The organism is Lapillicoccus sp., from assembly GCF_025353065.1.
Classification (GTDB): Bacteria; Actinomycetota; Actinomycetes; order Actinomycetales; family Dermatophilaceae; genus Lapillicoccus.
On record NZ_JANXRJ010000035.1, the window covers coordinates 1 to 23,192 of the forward strand.

A 23,192-nucleotide genomic window follows, 5' to 3' on the forward strand; every position below is an offset into this window, starting at 1 on the left:
GGTTGACGCTGGCTATAACCAGCGTCAACCCCTTGACGCAGCGTCAACCCTCTAGGGGTTGGGCTCCTGCTGTCCCGCGCGGGCTCAGGTCGCCGGGGTCCAGCCCGGGTCGCGGCCCATCCAGGCGACGAGCCGGTCGTATGCCGTCGCCTCGGCCTCGGCCTCGACCGCGACCACCGGCCCGAAGGGGATCCCGCCACCCCGGGGCTCGGCGGGAAGGAACGCGGTCACGGAGCCGAGCGTCGCGGCGGCGAGGTCGTCGTCGAGGGGGATGGGGCTGGCGATGGCGCGGGAGAGGTCCCAGGTGTGCACGGCGACCTCGCTGACGTAGGCGAAGATCGCCTGACGGGCGGGGAACTGGCCCGCGGGGTGGGCGAAGGTCCGGTCGAGGATCCCGTCCTCGTCCATCACGGCATCGAGGTCGACGCGGGCCAGGTCCCAGGCTCCGGGCCAATCCGCGTCGGCGACGTCGGTGGCGAGGCGCGTGGTGTCGTCGGGGCGACCGCCGTGGCTGATGTGGACGATCCGTCGCTCGACGGCGACGAGGTGTCCGAGCAGCTGCCGCACGGTGTAGTCGCTGCAGGGAGTGGGACGGTCGAGGTCGTCGAGGGTCACGGTGTGCACGAGTCGGCCGGCCTGGTCGAGCGTGGGCCAGGGCTGGACGCGGGTCGGGCGCCGGTGTCCCCGGGCCGGTGGGAGTCGTGCGGGTGGTGTCCTCGGCGTGAGTGGTAGTCATCGGGTCCTCCAGGGGGGTGGTGGGTGGTGATGTCTCCATCCTTCTGCGGTAACCAGACATCCTGTGTCAGGTTTGTGGGAGAGACTGGAGGGCATGCGGGCCGACCGACTCCTCCAGCTCCTCTACCTCCTGCGCCGCCACGGCCGGTTGCCCGCGCGCCGGCTCGCCGAGCTGCTCGAGGTCTCGGAGCGCACCGTGCTGCGCGACATGGAGGCGTTGTCGGCGGCCGGGGTGCCGGTCTACTGCGAGCAGGGCCGAGGGGGTGGATGCGTGCTCATGGAGGGCTGGGAGACCGCCGTGAGCGGTCTCAGCGCCGAGGAGGCCCAGGCGCTGTTCGCCTGGTCGAGCCGGGCCGCTGTCACGGATCTCGGGCTCGGACCGCAGCTGGCGACCGCCCTGACCAAGCTCGCCGCGACCGTCCCGCAGCCGGCGCTGGAGCGGGCCGACGCGCTCGCGGCCGTCGTCGTCGTCGACCGCCGGCGCTGGTTCGCCGCGGCCGAGGAGGTGCCGATGCTGCCGGAGCTCCGCGACGCTGCCGTCCGGCATCGCCGAGTCCTGCTGTCCTACAAAGGGATGGGCGACGAAGACCCCAAGGAACGAACCGTCGACCCCTACGGGCTGGTCGAGAACGCCGGCCGCTGGTACCTCCTGGCGGCTCGTGACAGCGAGGTGCGCAGCTACCGGGTCTCGCGCATCGCCGCCGCGACCCTGCTCGACGAGCCGGCCCTCATCCCGGTGGACCTCGACCTCACGGCCGAGTGGGATCGCGTGCGCTCGCGTTTCGAGTCGAGCGAGGGTGCCACCGTCTTCACGGTGGCGGTGGACCCGGTTGCGCTGCAACGCTTTCGGCTGATCGCGGGCTCCCAGGCCTCGTCGGGCACCTCGGCCGAGACGATCGTCGGTCGCTCTGTCAGCGGCAACGCCACGACCGCCGACTGGCCGGTGCTCCGAGTCTCCTTGCGCGCTCACGAGGCCGCGGTCTCGCTCCTGCTCGGGTTCGGGGGTCAGATCAGGCTGCTCGACTCTCCCCTGCTGCGGCAGGACATGATCGACCGGGCGCAGGCGGCGTTGGCGATACACGCCTGAGGTCCACATCGCGGCGCAGTGCGCTGGCCGCGCTTCTCAGGCGTAGTGTCCGAGGGACGAGATCGACATCTCACTGATCGGACACAGCATGCCCAGCGACATCTACTCCCACGGGCACCACGAGTCGGTGCTGCGCTCACACACCTGGCGCACGGCAGCCAACTCCGCGGCATACCTGCTGCCGCGTCTTGCTCCCGGGATGGCTCTCCTCGACGTCGGCTGCGGTCCGGGCACCATCACTCTCGACCTCGCGACGCACGTGGCGCCAGGTCGAGTCGTGGGAATCGATACCGTGGAGGCGCCGTTGGAGGTGGCGCGCGCCAACGCAGGCGAGCGCACCGACACGACAACGGAGTTCGCCATCGGTGATGTCTACGCGCTCGACTTTGCGGACGACACGTTCGACGTCGTCCACGCCCACCAGGTGCTGCAGCACCTCACCGACCCTGTGGCCGCACTGCAGGAGATGCGGCGCGCGTGCCGCCCCGGCGGCACCATCGCGGTCCGGGACGCCGACTACGCCGCGATGACCTGGTTTCCCGCCGACCGGCGGCTCGACGACTGGCTCGAGCTCTACGAGCAGGTCGCCCGGGGCAACCACGCCGAGCCGGACGCCGCCCGCCACCTGCTGGCCTGGGCGCACGCCGCCGAGCTCGACGACGTCGTCTGCTCCGCCGACACGTGGTGCTACGCCTCGGCGTCGGAGCGGCAGTGGTGGGGCGGGCTCTGGGCCGACCGCGTCACGCAGTCGGCTCTCGCCGAGCAGGCGGTCGCCCGGGGGCTCGCGACCCCCGACCGGCTCGAGGAGCTCGCCGATGGCTGGCGCGCCTGGGCGGCCCACCCCGACGCGTGGTTCGCCGTCCTCAACGGCGAGATCCTGGCGCGCGCCTGACGCCGCCCAGCGGCATACCGGCCACCCCCCCCTTGCGTTCCGGACACACGTTTTGTCAAGTCCCGGCGCCAGATCCGGCCCAGAACTTGCTAAAACGGGTGTCCGGAACGCAAGGGGGTGCCGAGCCACAGCGGTCAGGCGACGGCGGTGACCGTCACCGACCCCTCGGGCGGCTGACGCAGCGACTGCCAGACCACGCAGTAGCGCTCGGTGAGCTTGGCGAGGGTCGCGAGCTGCTCGGGGGTGGCGTCGGTCTCGACCTCGAAGGCGAGCCGGATCGCCCGGAAACCCACGGGTGCGTCGCGGTCGACGGCGAGCGTGCCGCGGAAGTCGAGGTCGCCCTCCGCCCGCACCGAACCGCCGCTGACGGCGAGCCCGAGTGAGGTCGCGACCGCCTTGAGGGTGACGCCGGCGCAGGCGACCAGCGCCTCGAGCAGCATGTCGCCAGAACAGAGTTGGCTCCCGTCACCACCGGCGGCCGGGTGCAGTCCGGCCTCGGCCATCGCCTTCCCCGTGTCGAGTGAGCACGAGACCCCCTCGCCGAGTCGGCCGGAGGCCTTGAGGGTGATCAGCGCGGAGCCCGCGTCGTCGCGGTAACGCTCCTTGAGCGGCGCCTGCAGTGCGGTGAGGGTGTCCTTGTCCATGGTCCGACGCTAACCCGGCTGCGTGTCGGTCACCCCCTCCGCCCGGACAGTCCCGCACAACGCCGTCGCGTATGCCGCGGTCGGCTCAGCCGATTCAGCCGGCTCAGCCCGCACCCCACCGCCCGAGGTGCTCGACCAGCCCGGCGAGCGGCTCGGGGAGGGCGCCGTCCGGGAGCGCCTCGACGAACAGCGGCGCGTAGCGGATCTTGCGCCCCGACCCGCTGCCGAGGAAGCGGTGCAGCTGCTGCTCGCGCGCCCGGTCGCGCTGGGCGAGCTGCTGCCGCATCGTGCGGAACGCCCCGAGCTCGTGCTCGGCCTCGACCACGGTCAGGGCCGCGTCAATCCCGAGGGCGCGGATCAGCTCGTCCTCGAGGTCCTGGACACAGACGAAGAACCCCAGCGCGGCGAGGTCCCACCGGTCCAGGGCCGTGCCGAAACCGGCCTGTCCGAGCGCCCGCACGACCACCCCCTCCTCGCCGGCGTCGCAGAGCCCGGCGATCAGGACGTCCTCGCGCTCGGCCGTCAGCTCGCGCAGGTGCCGCCCGATGTTGGTCACCCCACCCATCGCGACCACTCGGTAGGCGTCGGGGTCGAGCCCCCGTCGTCGCATCGCCGCGATGACGGCCAGCCGGTCGCTCTCGCCCTCGACGAGCACGGTCCCCGGGCTCTCCACCAGCCCAGTATCCGGCACCCCCCGCCCGCCCGCCCCTCCCCGATCGAGGTGGAACCGCGTCATCGATGACGCGGGTTCACCCCAATCCGGGAGGTGGGTGGACGGCTGCATATGACACGCTGGCCGGTATGAGCGAGTGGACCACCCCTGAGCAGCTGGCTGCGGTGCGCGAGACGATCGCCGCCTCCATCGAGGGCTGGCAGCCGCCGGCAGTGCACGCGGTGGGACTCACCAGTGCGACCTCGTCGGCGGAGTTCGACTTCCCGTTGGTCAACATCGGCGACGGCTACCTGCCGGCTCTCGTCCTCGCCAAGACGATCGGCTACGCCCACGGCACCCAGACCCACGAGCTGACGACGGCCGAGCTCAAGCACGCTATCGACGGCCTCGCCCCGGCCGAGGCCTGCACGAGCGTCGAGCACCCCAACCTCGTCTCCTGGCGCCACCTGCTGCACGAGGTCGAGTCCAACCCGGCGCGCCATCTTGTCGCCGTCTTCATCGGTGACCTCGACGACCCGGTCTCGTCCGAGGCCGACGGGTCGCTGCGCACCCAGCTGCCGTCCTGACCCGGCCCGCCCGAGCCGGCGTCTCGCCCTCCTCGAACCGATGAGCCCGACCCAGCCCTGTCTGTTCTGCGCGATCGCCACCGGCGCCGAACCGGCATACCTCGTGCTCGACGAGCCTGACCTGCTCGGCTTCCTCGACACGCGGCCCGTCTTCAAGGGCCACGTCCTGCTCGTCCCGCGCACGCACGTGGACACCCTGCTGGACCTGCCCGTCGGCCTCCTTGCGCCGTTCCTCGGAGCCGGCCAACGGCTCGCGCAGGCGGCCGTCGACGGGCTCGGCGCCCAGGGCAGCTTCGTCGCGATGAACAACGTCGTCAGCCAGTCCGTCCCCCACCTGCACCTGCACGTCGTCCCCCGCACCAAGGGCGACGGCCTGCGCGGCTTCTTCTGGCCCCGGACGACATACGCCTCACCCGACGAGGGGCGGCAGTATGCCGCCCGCCTCGCCGCCGCCCTTCCGCCCCCCTCAACCCCCTGACGCCGCCGTCGCCCTCGCCCCCAAAACCCCGTTTGTTGCTTCTGCCGTGCCCTTCCTTGCGACATTTCGGGCTGGTTTGGGCACTGTCGAAGCAACAAGCGGGGTTGTGAGGCGCGCGAGCGGAGCCCAGCGGACCCCACTGGCCGAGCGAGCACGCGGCATACCGGTGCCGTCGGCCGTTTGCACTCTCGGGGGGAGAGTGCCAATAATGGCGTTAGCACTCTCGTCATGAGAGTGACAATCCTGACCACTTCCGGTGAGGTCGGGGAAGTGCGTGCGACCGACGTGCGCAGGACCTCCGATCGTCCGTCGCGGGCACCGTGGTGGTCTCCACATCGATTCGCGTGGGAGGAACCACCCGAATGGCCAAGATCATCGCTTTCGATGAAGAGGCGCGCCGCGGACTCGAGCGAGGGATGAACATCCTCGCCGACGCCGTCAAGGTGACCCTCGGCCCGAAGGGCCGCAACGTCGTGCTCGAGAAGAAGTGGGGCGCCCCCACGATCACCAACGATGGCGTGTCCATCGCCAAGGAGATCGAACTCGAGGACCCCTACGAGAAGATCGGCGCCGAGCTCGTCAAGGAAGTTGCCAAGAAGACCGACGACGTCGCCGGAGACGGCACGACGACGGCCACCGTCATCGCCCAGGCGATGGTGCGCGAGGGTCTGCGCAACGTCGCAGCCGGTGCCAACCCGATGGCGCTGAAGCGCGGCATCGAGAAGGCTGTCGACGCCGTCGCCGCCGAGCTGCTCCGGTCCGCCGTCGAGGTGGAGACCAAGGAGCAGATCGCTGCCACCGCGTCGATCTCCGCCGCCGACGAGCAGATCGGCGAGCTCATCGCCGAGGCGATGGACAAGGTCGGCAAGGAAGGCGTCATCACCGTCGAGGACTCCAACACGATGGGTCTCGAGCTCGAGCTCACCGAGGGGATGCGCTTCGACAAGGGCTACATCTCGCACTACTTCGTGACCGACACCGAGCGCATGGAGGCCGTCCTCGACGACGCCTACGTGCTCGTCGTCAACTCCAAGATCAGCAGCGTCAAGGACCTCCTGCCGCTCCTGGAGAAGGTCATGCAGTCGGGCAAGCCGCTGCTCATCATCGCCGAGGACATCGACGGTGAGGCGCTCGCGACCCTGGTCGTGAACAAGATCAAGGGCACCTTCAAGTCGGTCGCCGTCAAGGCTCCCGGCTTCGGTGACCGTCGCAAGGCGATGCTCGGCGACATCGCGATCCTCACCGGTGGCCAGGTCATCTCGGAGGAGGTCGGGCTCAAGCTCGACACCGCCGACCTCGACCTGCTCGGCAAGGCCCGCAAGGTCGTCGTCACCAAGGACGACACGACGATCGTCGAGGACACCGAGGACCGCACCGCGGTCGAGGGTCGGATCAACCAGATCAAGGCCGAGATCGAGAAGTCGGACTCGGACTACGACCGCGAGAAGCTCCAGGAGCGGCTCGCCAAGCTCGCTGGCGGCGTGGCCGTCATCAAGGCGGGCGCGGCCACCGAGGTCGAGCTCAAGGAGCGCAAGCACCGCATCGAGGACGCCGTCCGCAATGCGAAGGCCGCGGTCGAGGAAGGCATCGTCGCCGGTGGTGGGGTCGCCCTCATCCAGGCCACGAAGACCGTCTTCGCCACGCTCTCGCTCGAGGGTGACGAGGCCACCGGCGCCAACATTGTGCGCGTCGCGGCCGAGGCTCCGCTCAAGCAGATCGCCATCAACGCCGGGCTCGAGGGTGGGGTCGTGGCCGAGAAGGTCCGCAACCTCGACAAGGGCTGGGGCCTCAACGCCGCGAGCGGTGAGTACGTCGACATGCTCGCGGCCGGCATCAACGACCCGGTCAAGGTGACCCGGTCCGCGCTGCAGAACGCTGCGAGCATCGCCGCGCTCTTCCTCACGACCGAGGCCGTCATCGCCGACAAGCCGGAGAAGGCCCCCGCGGGCATGCCCGGCGGCGGCGGCGACGACATGGGCGGCATGGGCTTCTAGTCCCAGCCTCCCGGCCAGGGCTTCAGGGCTCGGGCTGACCACGGCATACGCCAGCAGGAAGGGCGGCTCTCCCGAGAGGGGGAGCCGCCCTTCCGCTGTCCCGTCAGGCGATCTTCCGCATCGTGTTGATGCTGACGTGCGGCCACCGGATGAGCCCGGGCTGGTTGTCCGGCCGGGGGAAGAAGTCGAGCAGGACGACCTGGAGGTACTGCAGCTGGAGGGTCGTCGTGTTGTCGCCGTTGTCGATCTCCTCGATCCAGAAGGTCGAGGTCATCGAGGTGGGGTTGGCCTGGTGCGTCACGAAGGGGATGTTGTGGATCCCGGCCGTGAAGGTCTCGGTCGACAGGTCGAGCACCGTTGTCCGGGTGATGTTCTGGCCGACGAGCGCCCCCGCCAGGAGCAGGTGCGGGTGCAGCGGGTTGAACCCCGGGAACCCGGCCACACCGGCCAGCACTCCCTTGAACGGGTTCGCGTCGAAGGCCAGGTAGGGCGCCAGGTAGTGGGCCCCCGGTCCGTGGGGGTCGGGGTCGACGCCGATGGGAAGTCCGTCGACGGCCGGAATGGCCGGCGGACCGGCGATGGTCGAGCTCTTGCCGATGGCCAGCACCGAGTCCCCGTGGGGGATCGAACCGAGTCGGGCGATGTTGTTGCCGGCGGGAGTCCGGTTGACCATGTTGAGAAAGAGCCCCGGCTCGTGGTGGACCGGCTTGGACTGCGGGTCGGCGAAGGTGCTGCGTGGGTTGTCCGTGGCCGAGATCTGACCGACGGACTGGACGTAGTCCAGCGTCACGTCGAACTGGTCCCTCTCCTGCAGGGGGTTGGCGCTGATCCCGCGGTTCGGCACGGCCTTGTCGACCAGGTTGAACGTCAGGGTCTCGTTGAACTGGTTGAGCAGCAGCCGGAAGGGTGGCGAGCCGTCGGCGGTGGCGAAGGGCAGCGCGATCATGTTCCAGCCGTGTCCCGCTGCCGGGCCGCCGCCGGGCTGGCTGGGGTCGATGTTGGCCCAGGTCCCGGGCAGCAGCTGGAACGGCCCCAGGTCGGGGTCCGGAGGGCTGCCGGGAGCAGGCACCTGCAGCCTCCGGGCGTCCGGCTGGTTCAGGTGGTCGATCCTGGTGTCGCCGGGCAGGTTGATCTCGATGGTCATGGTGCGCTCTCCTTGGTGTGTGGATGACCCTGGTGCGGAGGCGAGGGCTGCCCCTTCTCGATCGTCTCCGTGACGACTGGTCGGCCGCTTCCGTGCTGGCACGGGCACCCAACCGTGGATAAGGAGAGCCGGATCGGCATGCTGATACCGCAAAGATCCTGGGCACGGCCCGGACGGGCTAGCGTCTGACCCGATGACCATCTGGATCGACCACCCCATCTGGCCGCGGCACGGCACGGTCTTCGCCCACCTCGTCAGCGACACCTCGCTGGAGGAGCTGCACGCGTTCGCCGAGCGTGCCGGGCTGCACCCGCGCAGCTTCCACGGCGACCACTACGACGTGCCCCAGCAGCGGTATGCCGCGGTGCTGGCGGCCGGTGCCACCGCCACGACCGGCGCCGACCTCGTCCGCCGGCTGATCGCCAGCGGGCTGCGGATCCGCAAGCGGCGCGGCGACCGACCCGTCGCCCGGGTGCGCGACGTCGCGACCCCGGACGGCACGGTCATGGACGTCGACCTCATCGCCTCCGACGTCGTCTTCGACCGTGGGCTGGTGGTCGCCGCCATGGTCCTGATCCGGGACGGGCGGGGCCGGTATGCCGTCGTCCACACGCCGGGGCGTGAGTCCTGGGGGCCGCCGGGGGGCGGGGTCGAACCGGGAGAGGGAGTCGCCGACGCTGCCGTTCGTGAGGTCCTCGAGGAGACGGGGATCGTCCTCGAGGTGGCCGACCTGACACCTGCCGGCTACGAGCGCTTCGACGTGCGACCGGGAGCTGAGGGGACGAGCGGCCGCTGGGGAGAGGGGCGTTCGTACCTCCAGCTCTTCTCTGCCGACCTTCTCGGCGTCGGCCCTGACCTTGTCGCGTCCACCGATGACGTCGACGGCTGGCGGTGGCTGGCGCGAGAGGGGTTCGCCACCCTCAGCGGTCACGAGTTCTGGTGGCCGCTCGTCGCCCACCTCGCCCACCTCGCCGACCTCGTCGACCGCGCCGACTGACGCCACGCGGCATACCGTCGGGGGATGACGACCTCCAGCCAGGTGTCCCGATGGAAGACGACGGCGGCCGGCCGTTCGTACGGCAGGTGGCGTTGGACTGTGCCCATCCGCGGCCGCTCGCCGAGTCCTACCGAGGGCTGCTGGGTGACCACTACCGGCCGGGCGACGACGCCGATGTCGACGTCGCGATCGCCCCGGCGATCTACGACGTGTACGGTCCATCCGCGGTCGAGAACACCGCCAACCTCACGGCAGCCATGGCGTCCCGGTTCGGGACAAGAGCGACGAGCATCGCCACCTACCGCAGCGCCTACGCACTGGCGACCGCCGGCTGCTTCGGCTCCGGTCCCGAGGACGGCCACTTCGCCTGGTGCGTCCAACAGCTGTCAGCGGTGAGGTAGTGCGCACGACCGTTGGTCCTTCCCTGACGCCACGCGGCATACGGTCGAGCAAGGTTCGTCGGGAGCGTTGGCCCCCCAGGAGGGGGTCCACCACTCCCCGCCGGCCCGCTCGGGCTGTGGCGGCACCTAAGGTCGTGGCATGACTGAGCGCGCGAAGATCGGCATGGTGTTCGACCGGACGTTCCCGGGGTCGACGGTGACGGAGTTCGCCCGTCGGCTCGAGGCGGGTGGGGTCGACGAGATGTGGTTCATCGAGGACTGCTTCTTCACGACCGCCCCGCCGCTTGCAGCAGCGGCGCTGGCGGTCACCGAGCGGCTCACGGTCGGGCTCGGCATCCTGCCCGCCGTCGCCCGCACCGCGGCGATGACGGCGATGGAGATCGCGACCCTGAGCAGCATCGCGCCGGGCCGGGTGATCGGCGGGGTCGGCCACGGCATCCAGTACTGGATGGGCCAGATGGGCGTCCGGCCCAAGTCGCCGGTCACGACGCTCGACGAGACGCTCGTCGCGGTCCGCCGGCTCCTCGCCGGGGAGACCGTCACGGTCGACGGCACCACCGTCCACCTCGCCGACGTCAGCCTCGCGCACGTGCCCACCCCGACACCCCCGGTGCTCGCCGGCGTCCGGGGCCCGCGCTCGATGGCGCTCGCCGGCCGCGTCAGCGACGGCCTCGTGCTCGCGGGTCCGTGCCCCGCGGCATACGTGACCTGGGCGGTGGAGACCGCCGCGTCGCCGCGCCCCGACTTCGCCGTCGTCACCTTCACCAACTTCTGCGTCACCGAGGACGCCGCAACCGCCCACGCCACCATGGCGCCCTGGCTGATCCAGGTGCTCGGCACCGACGAGGACACCGCCCTGCGGCTGCTCCCCTTCTACGACGACCTCATCGAACGCGCCGGTCACGGACCCGACGCCCTCGCCGGTATGCCGCGTGAGCAGTGGGTCACGATCGGCGCCATCGGCACCCTGGACGACGCCGCCGAGCACGTCGCCGCGGTCGAGGCGGCCGGCGCGACGGGCATCGCGTTCTTCCCGGCGACCGATCTCGAGGTCGCCCGCCGACAGGTCGACGACGTCATCGCGCTCACCACGAGGAGCTAGGCTCGACAAGCGGTTTCGTGCTGGAACGTATGCCGCGCGCGTTCAGCCGAGCCGGTCCACGGCCCGTCGGAGGTTGACGCGCGCCGGCCCGTCCCACTGCGCGTGGGCGTGGTCGGTGGCATAGAGCCGGTCGCGGCCCAGGAAGTCCTCGAGGATCGCCCGGCGGCCGGCGCGGAAGGCGTCGTCGGGGACGTGGGCATACTCCTGCCGGACGAGGTCGTCGTAGTCGTCGAAGCGTTCCGCAGCCGCGGCGAAGATGACCAGGTCGGCGTCGTGGAAGGCCGCCGCGAGCGGGTCGTCGGCGACCGACGCGAGGTCGTGCCCATCCGTCATCCGGACCAGCGACTCGACCCGTGAGACGGTCGCCGGCGTGAGCCCCACCGTCGGCAGCAGCCGGGCGGCGAGCTCCACGCTCTCTGCCTCGTTGCGCCCTGGCGGTGCCGCCGGGTCGTAGACCGCGTCGTGCAGCCAGCCCGCGATCCGGCCGACGGTCGCGTCCCCGGCGCTGAGCTCGCCCGCCTCCTCGATCTCCTCGAGCCCTCGGAACAGCTCGATGAGGTGCGTCGACGAGTGGTATCGCCGGGCCGGGTCGGCCCAGCGCCGCAGCAGGTCCTCGCCCACGGCCTGCACGGCCCTGGGGTCGGCGTCCGGGGCGAGGAGGCCGAGGTCCTGGGTCCACCACGTGATGAGGGCCGGCACCGCCCAATCCTCCCAGACGGGCTACCGCGGCGCCCGCGGCTCCCCCCAACGGCAGCAACACGTCGGGGTCAGTCGAGGGCGGCCGGCAGGGCCTCGGCGTGGACGACGGTGAGGGCGGAGACGGCGCGGGTGAGGACGACGTAGAGGCGGCGCAGGCCGGTGCGCTCGTCGGGCTCGTCGGCGGCGATCCGCGCGGGCTCGACGACGACGACCCGGTCGAACTCGAGCCCCTTGGCCACGGTCGCGGGCACCAGGTCGACCTGATGGGTGACGTCGCCGTGATCCGTCCCGAGGATGCCGTGGGGGAGGCCGGCAGCGGTCAGGGCCGCAGAGATCGAGGCGAGGTATGCCGCGGGGGCGATGACCCCGACGGACCCCGGCTCGGCGGCCGCCTCGGTCACCACCCGCGCGACCGCGAGGTCGCGGTCGGCGACCGTCGTCCTGACGAAGTCGAGCCGTCCGGGGTTGTCCCGCACCGAGACCGGGGCGCCGAGGCCCGGGGCCATCGCCGGAAGCAGCCGCGCGGCGTAGTCGATGACGAGGGCCGGCACGCGGAACCCCCGGTCGAGGATCTCGATGTGACTGTCGGGCTTGCCGAGGTGCCCGAGCGACGCCTCCCACGACGCGGTCGCCCATGGCGTCGTGCCCTGCGCGATGTCGCCGAGCACCGTCGCCGACCCCGTCGAGCACCGGCGTCCCACGGCGCGCAGCTGCATGGGCGAGAGGTCCTGGGCCTCGTCGAGGACGACGTGCCCGAGGCTGGGCGTGCGCTCGCAGACGTCGGCGATCTCGTCGAGGAGCACGGTGTCGGCCGCCGACCACCGGGCCGTCCCCTTGGCGCGAGGAGGCTTGTCCCACAGGAGAATCTGTTGTTCCTCAGGAGTCAGCAGTCCGTCGGCGTGCTCGGCCAGCACGGCACGATCGCTCCAGAGCTCGAAGAGCACCGCCCGCGGATCGACCGCGGGCCAGAGCGTCGCGGCATACGCCTTGACCGGGGTGCTGCGCGCGACAGCGTCCTGCACCCGGTCGTCGGGGGAGTCGCCGCTGCGCTCCATCTCCAGCAGCACGTGGTGCGCGAGCCGCTGCGGGAGGATCTGTCGCGCCGCCTCGTAACGCACACTGCGAGCGCGCAGCTCGTCGACGATCTCGGCCACCTCATAGGCCGGGACCCGCCAGCGCCGAGCGCCGCGCGGCACGATCAGGGGCTCGGTCGCCGGCCGGACGCGCGCCCACACGGCACGGCGCAACACTGCGGCCAGCCGGGCGTCGCCCTTGAGCACGGCAGCGGTGGTGGAGTCGCTGCCCTTCACCGGCACCGACGCGACCAGCTCCTCGGCCGTCGTGTGCTGCACCTCGATCTCGCCGAGGGCGGGCAGTACCGCGCCGATGTGGTCGAGGAACGCCCGGTTGGGCCCGACGACCAACACCCCGGAGCGAGCGAGCTTGTCCCGGAACGCATACAGCAACCACGCGGCCCGGTGGAGGCCGACCGCCGTCTTGCCGGTCCCAGGTGCTCCCTGCACGCAGATCGTCGTCGCGGCGTCGGCGCGCACGATCTCGTCCTGCTCCGGTTGGATGGTTGCGACGATGTCGCGCATCGGCCCGACGCGCGGCCGCTCGATCTCGCTCATCAGGATGTCGCTCCGGACGTCGTGCTCACCCGCGTCCTGCAGGTGCTCGTCCTCGAACGCCGTCAGTCGGCCGCGGTCGATGCCGAAGCGCCGCCGCAGCGTGACGTGCATCGGCTCGGTGCGCGAGGCGCGGTAGAAGGCGCCGGAGAGGTCGGCCCGCCAGTCGATGACGACCGGGTCGCCCAGCTCGTCGTTGACGTGCCGCCGCCCGACATACCACCGCTCGTGGCCGTGCTCCTGCGCCGGCGCCCCCTCGAGGTCGAGGCGACCGAAGAACAGCGTCGAGGTCGGGTCGTCGACCAGCGAGGCGGCCCGGCGCGCAAGGGTGTTGGCGAGGAAGGCGTCCGAGACGGCGTCGCCCGCGGCCCGCTCGGTGCTCAGCGTCTTGTCCCGCATCCGGGCCAGCTCGGTGCGGGCCCGGGCGAGGTAGTCCTGCTCCCGCGCGAGCTCAGGGTCCGGGGTGGGCTCGAGTATGTCGGTGGGCATGACGACGGGAGCCTTTCCGGGAGCGAGCGGGAGTGCAGGGCAGTCGCTCACCGTACCTCCCGTAGCCACCACCTCGACCCGACGTGTTGCGGCCAGATCCGCGAATGGGCCAACGCGGACCCCGGATTCGCGGATCTCACCGCAACACGTGGGAGCAGGGAAGGGGCCTTCCGCGAGCCACGGGCAGCTCCGGAGAGCGCTCAGGTGATCTGCGGAAGGCCCCAGGCGGAGGTCGCGGCCCGCGAACCAGGAAGAAGGCGGGCCGCGGACCCCCTACCCCTGGCCGGGACGGGCGGCCAGGGTGACCTGGATGTCCTGCTGCGCGCCGCCGCGGACGACGGTGACGGTGACCTTGTCGCCCACGCTGTACTCGTGGATGGTGGCGACGAGGGACTTGGAGGACTCGATCGAGTTGCCGTTGATCTTGATGACCGCGTCTCCCTGCTTGAGCCCGGCCGTCGCCGCCGGGGTGCCGGCGGAGAGGGAGTCGATGAGGGCGCCGGCCCGCTTGCTCCCGTTCGCCGTCACCGTCGTGTCCCTGGCGGAGACACCGAGGTAGGCGTGCTTGGCCGTGCCCGTCGCGATGAGCTGGTCGGCGATCGACTTGGCCTCCTTGACCGGGATGGCGAAGCCGATGCCGATGCTCCCGCTCTGCGCACCGCTCGAGGACGAGCCCAGCGACGCGATCGAGGAGTTGATGCCGACGAGCTGGCCGCTGGCGGTGACGAGGGCGCCACCGGAGTTGCCGGGGTTGATCGCCGCCGACGTCTGGATGGCGTTGGTGTTGACGTCACCACTCTGGTCCTGCGACTGGCCGTTCCCCTGGCTGCCCTGCGACGGGGTGGCGTCGCTCGCGGCGGTAGTCACCGGACGGTTCAGGGCGGAGACGATGCCCGTCGTCACCGTGCCGGCGAGGCCGAGCGGGTTGCCGACGGCCATTACCGGCTGGCCGACGGTGAGCTCGTCGGAGTTGCCGAAGGAGATCGGCTTGAGGTCGCTGGGCGGGTTCTTGATCAGCAGGACCGCCAGGTCGGTCGTCGGGTCCGTGCCGACGATGGTCGCGTCGTAGTTGCGGCCGTCGTTGAGCGTGACCGCGATCGTCGCGCCCGCCCCGGCGCCCGTGGCTACGTGGTTGTTGGTCAGGACGTTGCCCTGCGAGTTGATGATCACACCCGAGCCCTGGCCCTCCGCCTGCTGGCTCGCCACCGTGATGGACACCACGCTGGGGGAGACGGCCTTGGCCGTGGCCGTCCAGTCGGGGTTGTTGGCGCTCGCCTGGATCACCGGAGCCGGCACGTTGTTGGTCTGGGTGTTCGATGCCGTTGCCGCGGGCTGGCTGTAGCGCGCCGCGACAAAGGTGCCACCGCTGGCCAGCACCGCGGCGATGAGGGCCACGGCGGACAGCTCGACGACCCGCCGATTGCCCCGCGGCTTGGACGGCGGCGCCGGCGGCGGGGGTGGGGTGCTCCCGTGGGGGCCACCCCAGCCGCCGTCGCCACCGAAGGCCGTGCCGCTGGGGTATGCCGGTGACTCCGGGTGCCAGGACATCGGCACCTCCGAGGTCGGGGCACCACCCGGACCCTGCAGCGGCGCACCCGGCGCAGTCGTTGTGGTGCTCGCACTGGTGGCACCCGGGGCGATCGGTGCCGCCGGGGCGGCATAGCCGCTGGTGGCGTAGTTGCCGGGGTAGTCACCGCCGCCGCCGTCAGCGCCGGGCTGTGGGGCACTCTCACGCGACGGGTCGGGGCGACCGAAGGGGTCGTAGTCGCTCGAGGGAGCGCGCCAGGGGGCCGGGTCGCCGTACCAGAGGGGGGCTGCGGGGGTCTCCGAGGTCTGCGCGCCCGACGTGGTGCGGTCGACCTCGCGGTCGGCGCTCGGGGCGCCAGAGGTGCTGTCGTGGTCCCTGTCGCCGGAGGAGTTCGTCGGGTGGGTCTGCTGGGTCATGTCTCTAGTCCTTATCCCAGGTGGGGTGGTCGTTTTCACGTCTGGTGTCCACTACATCGACCCAGCGTCAGCCTCGGCTTGGCTCAGGCTGTGAACCGCCTGTGGGAGTTCGACCACGAAGGTCGCCCCCCCGCCAGGTGTCTGCGCAACCCCCACCTTGCCCCGGTGGGCCGTGACGATCGCCGCGACGATGGCGAGGCCCAGACCGCTGCCGCCACCCGATCCGCGGGCCCGGCTGCGCGAGGGGTCCGTGCGGTAGAAGCGCTCGAAGACCCGACGGGCCCGCTGCGGGTCGATGCCCTGGCCGTGGTCGCGGACCTCGATGAGTGCGGTTTCCCCGGGGCCGTGGCCGACCGCGATCTCCACGGCGGTCCCCGCTGGGGTGTGGTTGAGGGCGTTGCCGACGAGGTTGGTCATCACCTGGCGCAACCGGGGCTCGTCGCCGATGACGTGCACCGGTCCGAGGGGACCGCCGAGCCCGACGAGGCGCACCCGCCGTTCCGGCGCGAGCACGCGGGCGTCCTGGGTCGCGTCGCCGGCGAGCACGGCGAGGTCGACGTCGTCCTGGGCGAGGGGTCGCTCGCCGTCGAGCCGGGCGAGGACGAGGAGGTCCTCGACGAGGCTGCCCATCCTGGCCGCCTCGCTCTCGATCCGGTCGAAGGCGCCGGTGACGTCCTCCGGCTTGTTGACGGCGCCCTGCCGGTAGAGCTCTGCGTAGCCGCGCACGGTCGCGAGCGGCGTGCGCAGCTCGTGGGAGGCGTCGGCCACGAACTGCCGCATCCGTTCCTCCGAGGCCTCGCGGACGGCGAAGGACTGCTCGATCTGGGTCAGCATCTGGTTGAGGGAGCGGGAGAGGGAGGCGACCTCGTCGCTGGTGGAGCGCTCGGGGACGCGCTGGGTGAGGTCGCCGGCGGCGATCGCGGCGGCGGTGTCCTCGATCCGGCTCAGCGGTCGGAAGGACCGCCGTACCGCGAACCAGCCGATCAGCGCGCTCGCCGCGAGGACGCCCAGGCCGATGAGCGACGCGTCGATGATGACGCGGTTGAGCGTCTCCTCGAGCGTGCGCAACGGGACGGCCACGGCATACACTGCGTCGCGCTGGTCGTCGACCCCGGCCATGACCCGCCACCGGATGTCGTCGTTGGTCTGCGAGCGGACGGTGAAGGGGGTGGAGCGCACGACCCTGGGGTCGCTCGCGGACAGGACGGGGATGGCGGGCTGGGCCGTCGGCTCGGTGACCGCCGCGAAGAGGGTCAGCGGGGCCGAGCCGTCGAGCACGCTCATCTGGACGGTGAAGTTGGGCTGGATGACCGGCGGGGTCACGGCGGTGGGGTCGGTGGGGTAGTCGAGCTGCCTCGCGATGCTGGCGTACGTATGGAGCTCGTCGTCGGTGCGCGCCAGCAGGTAGTTGCGCAGGAGCACGTTGACGATGAGACCGGACGCCGCCAGAGCGGCGGCGAGCAGCAGCACCACGACCGCGACGAGCCGGACGCGCAGGGGGAGGGTCTGGAGTCGGGCCCGGGTGCGAGGGAGCAGGCCGGCTCCGACGGTCACGCTGTTACGCGCCCGGGCTGCCCGGGGGCAGCCGCAGCACGTAGCCGACGCCGCGCTTGGTGTGGATCATGGCCGGTTCGACCGTGTCGATCTTGCGGCGGAGGTAGGAGATGTAGGACTCGACGATCCCGGACTCGCCGCGGAAGTCGTAGTCCCACACGTGATCGAGGATCTGCGCCTTCGACAGCACCCGGTTGGGGTTGAGCATGAGGTAGCGCAGCAGCTTGAACTCGGTGGGGGAGACCTCGATGACGCGCCCACCACGGCGGACCTCGTGGCTGTCGTCGTCGAGCTCGAGGTCGTGGAAGATCAGCGTGGCGGTGCTGTCCTCGTCGCCACGGGTGCGGCGCAGGACGGCCCGGATGCGGGCGACGACCTCCTCGAGGCTGAACGGCTTCGTGACGTAGTCGTCGCCGCCGACGGTCAGGCCCTTGATCTTGTCGTCGACGGAGTCGCGCGCGGTGACGAACACGATGGGGAGCTGGCGACCGGACTCGCGCAGTCGACGCGTCACCTCGAAGCCGTCCATGTCGGGGAGCATCACGTCGAGCACGACGAGGTCGGGCTTGTGCTCGGAGGCACTGACGAGGGCGCTCTGCCCGTCTGCGGCGACCGAGACCTCGAAGCCGGCGAACCGCAGAGAGGTCGCCAGCAGCTCGCGGATGTTGGGCTCGTCCTCGACGACGAGGAGGCTCGCTTCATGGGCAATGGTGTCCGTCACCCTGCGAGTGTGGCCCCCAAGTCTGTGAGTCTGCTGGATGTCCGCTGGACGGGTTTTCCCGTGGGGCGGGGGGTTTTGGGGCGGGGCGGGGTTTTTGGGGGTGGGTCAGACGGTGAGGTCGTCGGCGTCCACGATGCGGTAGGCGTAGCCCTGCTCGGCGAGGAAGCGCTGGCGGTGGGCGGCGAAGTCGGCGTCGACCGTGTCGCGGGCGACCACGGTGTAGAAGTGCGCGGTCCGGCCGTCACTCTTGGGGCGAAGCACCCGGCCGAGGCGCTGGGCCTCCTCCTGCCGCGACCCGAAGGTGCCGGAGACCTGGATGGCGACGCTCGCCTCGGGCAGGTCGATCGAGAAGTTCGCGACCTTGCTGACGACGAGCAGGTCGATCTCGCCGACCCGGAAGGCGTGGAAGAGCTTCTGCCTCTCGGCCACGGAGGTCTCGCCGGTGATGAGGTCGGCACCGAGGCGCTCGGCGAGCACGTCGAGCTGGTCGAGGTACTGGCCGATGACGAGGGTCGGCTCCCCCTTGTGCTTACGCACGAGCTGTTCGACGACGCCGGTCTTGGCGCTGCTGCACGACGACATGCGGTAGCGCTCCTCCGGCTCGGACATGGCGTAGGCCATCCGCTGGCCCTCGGGCAGGGAGACCCGGATCTCGACGCAGTCCGCGGGCGCGATGTAGCCCTGGGCCTCGATGTCCTTCCACGGAGCGTCGTAGCGCTTCGGCCCGATGAGCGAGAAGACGTCGCCCTCGCGGCCGTCCTCGCGCACCAGGGTGGCGGTCAGGCCGAGACGCCGCCGCGCCTGCAGGTCGGCGGTCATCCGGAAGATCGGCGCGGGCAGGAGGTGCACCTCGTCGTAGAGGATGAGGCCCCAGTCGCGCGCGTCGAGCAGGTCGAGGTGGGTGTAAACGCCCTTGCGCCTCGTCGTGAGGACTTGGTAGGTGGCGATGGTGACTGGACGAATCTCCTTGCGGGAGCCCGAATACTCGCCGATCTCTTCCTCCGTCAGGCTCGTTCGGTGGATGAGCTCCTCCTTCCACTGCCGCGCGGAGACGGTGTTGGTCACGAGGATGAGCGTCGTCGCCTTCGCGGCCGCCATCGCGCCTGCGCCGACGAGGGTCTTGCCCGCGCCGCAGGGCAGCACGACCACGCCCGAGCCGCCGTCCCAGAAGCCGTCGATGGCCTGCTGCTGGTAGGGCCGCAGCGACCAGTCGGACGTGTCGAGCTCGATGGGGTGGGCCTCGCCGTTGACGTAGCCCGCGAGGTCCTCGGCCGGCCAGCCGACCTTGAGCAGCTCCTGCTTCAGGTGGCCACGCTCGGAGGGGTGGACGGCGACCGTGAGGTCGTCGATGCGGACCCCGAGGAGCGGCTGGATCTTCTTGTGCCGCAAGATCTCCTCGAGCACCGGCCGGTCGGTGGTGCGCAGCGTCAGCCCGTGCGTCGGGTCCTTCTCGAGGGTGAGCCGGCCGTAGCGGTCCATCGTCTCGGCGATGTCGATGAGCAGGGCCTGCGGCACGGCATACCGGCTGTGGGTGAGGAGGGCGTTGACGACCTTCTCCGCGTCATGGCCCGCGGCCCGGGCGTTCCAGAGGCCGAGCGGTGTGACGCGGTAGGTGTGCACGTGCTCGGGGGCACGCTCGAGCTCGGCGAAGGGGGCGATCGCGCGGCGGGCGTCCTCGGCGCCGGGGTGGTCGATCTCGAGGAGCAGCGTCTTGTCGCTCTGGACGATGAGGGGGCCGTCAGTCATGGTCTGCTGTCCAACCCCGGGGCGCGGGAGGTTGTTCCGCTCACTGGTTGTTCGACACCCAGATGTAGAACGGGATGAGCAGGAGGATGCCGACGGCGAAGTTGGCCGCGAACCAGATCCACCCGGACGTCGTCCGCCTGCGGGCCGCGACGGGGTCGGCGGAGTGCTGGCGCCAGGCCAGGGCAGCGATGATCGCGCTGGGGATCCCGATGATGCCGGTGAGGACGATCCCCACGAGGGACAGGACGAGCAGGGTGACCGTGCTACCGGGGACGCTCGACCTCGTTGCGACGGTGGCATAGGCCGGAGCGGGATAGGCGGTGGGGTAGCCCTGCGGAGCCGGTGGGTGGCCGAGCGGGCTCGGGTATGCCGGGTAGCCGGGCGGCGGCGGCGGTTGACCTGGAGCACCGAAGGAGGTCGGTTGACCTGGAGCACCGTAGGAGGTCGGTGTCGACCAGGGGTTGGCCGGCGGACCGGCTGCCGCGCCACCGACGGGAGGGGCGAACCCGCCGGGCGCCGCGAAACCGCGACCGGGCCACGTCGGGCTCTCGGGCGGCCGCGGCTGCTGCTCCGGTGTGGGGTCGCTCATGGACGGGGGCCTCTCGCGCTCGGCCGGAGCGATGCTCCAGCGCACCTCACCCGACACCCGGGGCTACGCATTGCCGAAGACACTGTTCGTGCCGGATGAGCTGGAGTTGGCCATCCCGATAGCGAGGAAGACGTAGAACCCGATGGTGAGTACGGCGCAGATGGCGAAGACGATCCAGCCGATGCGGCTCAGCCGCTTGGCCGAGATGCCGTCGGTGTTCGCGCGGCTGAGGGCGATGATCGACAGCACCAGGCTCGGGATGCCGAGGACGCAGGTGGCCACGGTCAACAGGGCCGACAGCACGAGCAGCGTGATGATGGGACCCTTGCTGACCGGTGGTCCGGCGTAGGGCGACCCGGGGGCGTAGCCGTAGCCGCCAGGCTGGCCGTAGGCGGTGTACGGCATACCCGGAGCGGGTGGGTAGGCAGGGTACGGCTGGCCGACCGCGCCCGGAGCGGGTTGCTGGCCGTATGCCGGGGGTTGGCCGTAGGCGGGTGGCTGCCCGTATGCCGGGGGCTGGCCGTAGGCGGGTGGCTGGCCATAGGCGGGTGGCTGGCCGTATGCCGGGGGCTGACCAAAGGCCGTCAGTGGCTGGGTGTAGCCGGGTGGGGGTGGTGGCGCCGCCGACATCGGCTGCGTGCCGGGCGCGACGTAGCTCCCGGGCGGCGCGTCCTTCGGGCCATCGGGCCCCACGCCTGCGCCGAGGTCGGGCGCGTCGGTATAGCTGCGGTAGTCGTCCCCCGTGGGGTCCGTCCCGTGCGTGCTCATTCCTCTGCCCTTCGACGGATGGTCCTGGAGCGGTGCGGGAACCGACGACGTAGGCGCCCCCTGAGGGGATGAATCTACCGGCCCTTGCCCCGCGTGCCACCCTTTCGAGGGGAGCCGGCCCGCTGGGGTTCCCGTCGGCGCCGATGCCAACAGGAATGGCACAGCGACCCCACACCGACGACACCGAGGCCGCACAGTCCTGCTCGTCAGATTCGTCCTGTCCCGACGTCCCGATCCGCGACGTCTCGCCTGATCGCAGGAGAGCCCGATGACCGCCACGCTGACCCCACCCGCGCTGCCACCGGCGCCCTCCGGTCCACCCGCAGAGCTCGCCGCTCGACCCGGTCCGGCGGGTCCGCCGGCCGGTCGCGGACGCGTCGACCGCGTGGTCTTCGGTCCGGCCGACCAGGCGCGATGGGTCCGCCCGTCCGTCCTCGGACTGCTCGCGGCCACCGCCGTGCTCTACCTCGTCGGTCTCTCGGCCTCGGGCTTCGCCAACGAGTTCTACGGCGCGGCGGTCCAGGCCGGCACGAAGAGCCTCGAGGCGTGGCTCTTCGGCTCCCTTGACGCGGGCAACTCGATCACCGTCGACAAGCCGCCGGCATCGCTCTGGATCATGGTCCTGTCGGCGCGGGTCCTCGGCTTCTCCTCGTTCGCGATGCTGCTGCCGCAGGCGCTGATGGGGGTCGCCACCGTCGGGGTGACCTATGCCGCCGTCCGCCGGTGGGCCGGTGCCGGCGCGGGCCTCGTGGCGGGAGCGCTCCTCGCCCTGACTCCCGTCGCTGCCCTGATGTTCCGGTTCAACAACCCCGACGCCCTGCTCGTGCTGCTGACCACCGTCGCGGCATACGGCGTCGTCCGGGCTGTCGACGCCAGCCGCGTCGTGGACGGGGGCAGCCGCCGGGCCCTGCGCTGGCTGCTGCTCGCCGGGCTGGCGATCAGCTTCGCGTTCCTCACCAAGATGCTCCAGGGGCTGCTCGTCCTCCTGGCCTTCGCCCTCGTCTACCTCGTCGCGGCCAACCTCGACCTGAAGCGCCGGATCCTCCATCTTTTTGCCGCGCTGGCCGCGGTCGTCGTCGGCTCGGGCTGGTTCATCGCCCTGGTGGCCCTGTGGCCCGCGGGGTCGCGGCCCTACATCGGTGGTAGCACCGACAACTCGTTGTGGGAGCTGGCGATCGGCTACAACGGCCTCGGTCGGATCTTCGGGAACAGCGGCGGTGGTGCCGGCGGCGCAGGCGGTGGGAACGCCGGCTTCGGTGGCTCGACCGGGATCGCCCGACTCTTCAACACCGCCTTCGGTACGGAGATCTCGTGGTTCCTCCCCGCCGCCCTCGTCGGGCTCGTCGGGGTCCTCCTCCTCGGTCGTAGGGCCGTCCGCACCGACCGGACCCGCGCTGGCCTCCTGCTCTGGGGTGGCTCGCTGATTGTCACGGGCCTCGTCTTCTCCTTCATGGAGGGCACCGTCCACCCCTACTACGCCGTCGCCCTCGCTCCGTCGATCGCCGCGACGATCGCGATCGCCGGCACCTTCCTCTGGCGCCGACGCGACGCGCTCGTCGGCCGGCTGGTGCTCGCCGCGATGATCGCCGTCACCTCGGGCTGGTCGTTCTGGATGCTCCAGAGCAACGCCGCGGCATGGCTCCCGTGGCTGCGGTATGCCGTGCTCTTCGGTGGTCTTGCTGGCGCGGTCCTGCTGGTGGTCAGCACGGCCGCCCTGCGCAGGCTCACGGTCGTCGCCCTCGTCGTCGGTGCGGTGAGCGCCGGCGGTGGCTCGGCGGCACACACGATCGCGACGGCGTCGCAGGCTCACACCGGCTCGATCCCCACGTCCGGCCCGGCGGGCTACGCCAGCAGTGCTTTTGGTGGTGGCGGTAGGACGGGCACGCGTCCGACGGGTAACTTCGGCGGCGGTCAGGCGCCGACCGGCAGCAGGGCGGCGACGGGCACGAGCACCGCATCACTCGACACTCTTCTCGAGGTGACGACCGGCACCTGGTCGGCGGCCACCGTCGGCGCGCAGACCGCCGCCGGCTACGAGCTGTCCAGCGGGACGTCGGTCATGGCCATCGGGGGCTGGGACGGGTCCGACCCGTCGATCACGTTGGCCCAGTTCAAGGCCGATGTCGCAGCGGGGAAGATCGGCTACTACATCGTCGGTGGCGGGGGCGGTGCCGGGGGTAGTGGTGGCGGCCAGGGTGGCACCAGCACGGTCGGGTCGCAGATCACCACGTGGGTGACCGCGACCTACACCGCGACGACGGTCGGTGGCGTCACGGTCTACGCCCTCGGCGCGAGCTGATCTCTGCCGCAGCAGGTTTCGCCGGCCCGACTTCCGGGCCGG

Annotated in this window: 20 protein-coding genes and 1 pseudogene; 9 read left to right on the forward strand and 12 right to left on the reverse strand. The window is 71.2% G+C overall.

Going from position 1 to position 23,192, the window contains the following annotated elements; all coding sequences use genetic code 11:
- Positions 1-84 precede the first annotated feature (84 nt).
- Positions 85-636, reverse strand: a pseudogene (locus Q0R63_RS03275) (TIGR03086 family metal-binding protein); the annotation flags it as partial.
- A gap of 193 nt (positions 637-829) precedes the next feature.
- On the opposite strand from Q0R63_RS03275, the gene Q0R63_RS03280 reads away from it, so the two are divergent.
- On the forward strand, positions 830-1,822 hold the full coding sequence (locus tag Q0R63_RS03280; RefSeq protein ID WP_295693931.1) for a WYL domain-containing protein: 993 nt from the start codon (positions 830-832) through the stop codon (positions 1,820-1,822).
- An 88-nt stretch (positions 1,823-1,910) separates the two neighbouring features.
- A complete protein-coding gene (locus Q0R63_RS03285; protein WP_295693936.1) occupies positions 1,911-2,714 on the forward strand; it encodes a methyltransferase domain-containing protein in 804 nt (267 codons plus the stop codon).
- A 134-nt stretch (positions 2,715-2,848) separates the two neighbouring features.
- On the opposite strand, the gene Q0R63_RS03290 is transcribed toward Q0R63_RS03285, so the two are convergent.
- Together Q0R63_RS03290 and Q0R63_RS03295 are read right to left on the reverse strand one after the other, a co-directional pair.
- Positions 2,849-3,358: an OsmC family protein gene (locus Q0R63_RS03290; RefSeq protein WP_295693939.1), complete on the reverse strand. Its 510-nt coding sequence runs from the start codon at positions 3,356-3,358 to the stop codon at positions 2,849-2,851.
- Positions 3,359-3,461: 103 nt separating this feature from the next.
- Positions 3,462-4,031, reverse strand: coding sequence for an ATP-dependent endonuclease (locus tag Q0R63_RS03295; protein WP_295693940.1), 570 nt, complete (start codon positions 4,029-4,031; stop codon positions 3,462-3,464).
- A 128-nt stretch (positions 4,032-4,159) separates the two neighbouring features.
- Here Q0R63_RS03295 and Q0R63_RS03300 point away from each other — a divergent pair, with 128 nt between their 5' ends.
- The 3 genes from Q0R63_RS03300 to groL all read left to right on the forward strand — a co-directional run bounded on the left by Q0R63_RS03300 (position 4,160) and on the right by groL (position 7,069).
- A complete protein-coding gene (locus Q0R63_RS03300) occupies positions 4,160-4,597 on the forward strand; it encodes a hypothetical protein (protein WP_295693944.1) in 438 nt (145 codons plus the stop codon).
- 40 nt (positions 4,598-4,637) lie between these two features.
- Entirely contained in the window at positions 4,638-5,075 is a 438-nt protein-coding gene (locus tag Q0R63_RS03305) for an HIT family protein (RefSeq protein WP_295693946.1), read from the forward strand.
- 362 nt (positions 5,076-5,437) lie between these two features.
- Positions 5,438-7,069: a chaperonin GroEL gene (gene groL / locus Q0R63_RS03310; RefSeq protein ID WP_295693948.1), complete on the forward strand. Its 1,632-nt coding sequence runs from the start codon at positions 5,438-5,440 to the stop codon at positions 7,067-7,069.
- Positions 7,070-7,172: 103 nt separating this feature from the next.
- Here groL and Q0R63_RS03315 read toward each other — a convergent pair whose 3' ends face one another.
- The gene (locus Q0R63_RS03315) at positions 7,173-8,213 is read right to left on the reverse strand and encodes a heme-binding protein (RefSeq protein ID WP_295693950.1); all 1,041 of its coding nucleotides are present in this window, start codon (positions 8,211-8,213) and stop codon (positions 7,173-7,175) included.
- Between the two features lie 193 nt (positions 8,214-8,406).
- Here Q0R63_RS03315 and Q0R63_RS03320 point away from each other — a divergent pair, with 193 nt between their 5' ends.
- The 3 genes from Q0R63_RS03320 (at position 8,407) to Q0R63_RS03330 (ending at position 10,713) form a co-directional block, all read left to right on the forward strand.
- Positions 8,407-9,210, forward strand: coding sequence for a DUF4031 domain-containing protein (locus Q0R63_RS03320; protein ID WP_295693953.1), 804 nt, complete (start codon positions 8,407-8,409; stop codon positions 9,208-9,210).
- A 50-nt stretch (positions 9,211-9,260) separates the two neighbouring features.
- The gene (locus Q0R63_RS03325) at positions 9,261-9,611 is read left to right on the forward strand and encodes a hypothetical protein (protein WP_295693956.1); all 351 of its coding nucleotides are present in this window, start codon (positions 9,261-9,263) and stop codon (positions 9,609-9,611) included.
- A 139-nt stretch (positions 9,612-9,750) separates the two neighbouring features.
- The gene (locus Q0R63_RS03330; protein WP_295693959.1) at positions 9,751-10,713 is read left to right on the forward strand and encodes an LLM class flavin-dependent oxidoreductase; all 963 of its coding nucleotides are present in this window, start codon (positions 9,751-9,753) and stop codon (positions 10,711-10,713) included.
- Between the two features lie 42 nt (positions 10,714-10,755).
- Here the strand turns inward: Q0R63_RS03330 and Q0R63_RS03335 are convergent, their stop codons facing one another.
- The 8 genes from Q0R63_RS03335 to Q0R63_RS03370 all read right to left on the reverse strand — a co-directional run bounded on the left by Q0R63_RS03335 (position 10,756) and on the right by Q0R63_RS03370 (position 20,851).
- A complete protein-coding gene (locus Q0R63_RS03335; RefSeq protein WP_295693962.1) occupies positions 10,756-11,412 on the reverse strand; it encodes a hypothetical protein in 657 nt (218 codons plus the stop codon).
- Between the two features lie 68 nt (positions 11,413-11,480).
- A complete protein-coding gene (locus Q0R63_RS03340; protein ID WP_295693965.1) occupies positions 11,481-13,529 on the reverse strand; it encodes an AAA family ATPase in 2,049 nt (682 codons plus the stop codon).
- Between the two features lie 273 nt (positions 13,530-13,802).
- On the reverse strand, positions 13,803-15,473 hold the full coding sequence (locus Q0R63_RS03345) for a trypsin-like peptidase domain-containing protein (RefSeq protein ID WP_295693968.1): 1,671 nt from the start codon (positions 15,471-15,473) through the stop codon (positions 13,803-13,805).
- A 51-nt stretch (positions 15,474-15,524) separates the two neighbouring features.
- A complete protein-coding gene (locus tag Q0R63_RS03350; RefSeq protein WP_295693971.1) occupies positions 15,525-17,027 on the reverse strand; it encodes a HAMP domain-containing sensor histidine kinase in 1,503 nt (500 codons plus the stop codon).
- Between the two features lie 4 nt (positions 17,028-17,031).
- Positions 17,032-17,748 (reverse strand): response regulator transcription factor, encoded by a 717-nt coding sequence (locus Q0R63_RS03355; RefSeq protein ID WP_295693974.1) that lies wholly within the window; start codon positions 17,746-17,748, stop codon positions 17,032-17,034.
- A 105-nt stretch (positions 17,749-17,853) separates the two neighbouring features.
- Positions 17,854-19,494 (reverse strand): DNA repair helicase XPB, encoded by a 1,641-nt coding sequence (locus tag Q0R63_RS03360; protein ID WP_295693978.1) that lies wholly within the window; start codon positions 19,492-19,494, stop codon positions 17,854-17,856.
- A gap of 40 nt (positions 19,495-19,534) precedes the next feature.
- Complete coding sequence (locus Q0R63_RS03365) at positions 19,535-20,083, reverse strand: hypothetical protein (RefSeq protein ID WP_295693981.1); 549 nt, start codon at positions 20,081-20,083, stop codon at positions 19,535-19,537.
- A 63-nt stretch (positions 20,084-20,146) separates the two neighbouring features.
- Positions 20,147-20,851: a hypothetical protein gene (locus Q0R63_RS03370; RefSeq protein ID WP_295693984.1), complete on the reverse strand. Its 705-nt coding sequence runs from the start codon at positions 20,849-20,851 to the stop codon at positions 20,147-20,149.
- A gap of 268 nt (positions 20,852-21,119) precedes the next feature.
- Between Q0R63_RS03370 and Q0R63_RS03375 the strand changes: the two genes are divergently transcribed.
- Complete coding sequence (locus Q0R63_RS03375) at positions 21,120-23,150, forward strand: glycosyltransferase family 39 protein (RefSeq protein ID WP_295693987.1); 2,031 nt, start codon at positions 21,120-21,122, stop codon at positions 23,148-23,150.
- The last annotated feature ends 42 nt before the right edge of the window (positions 23,151-23,192 follow it).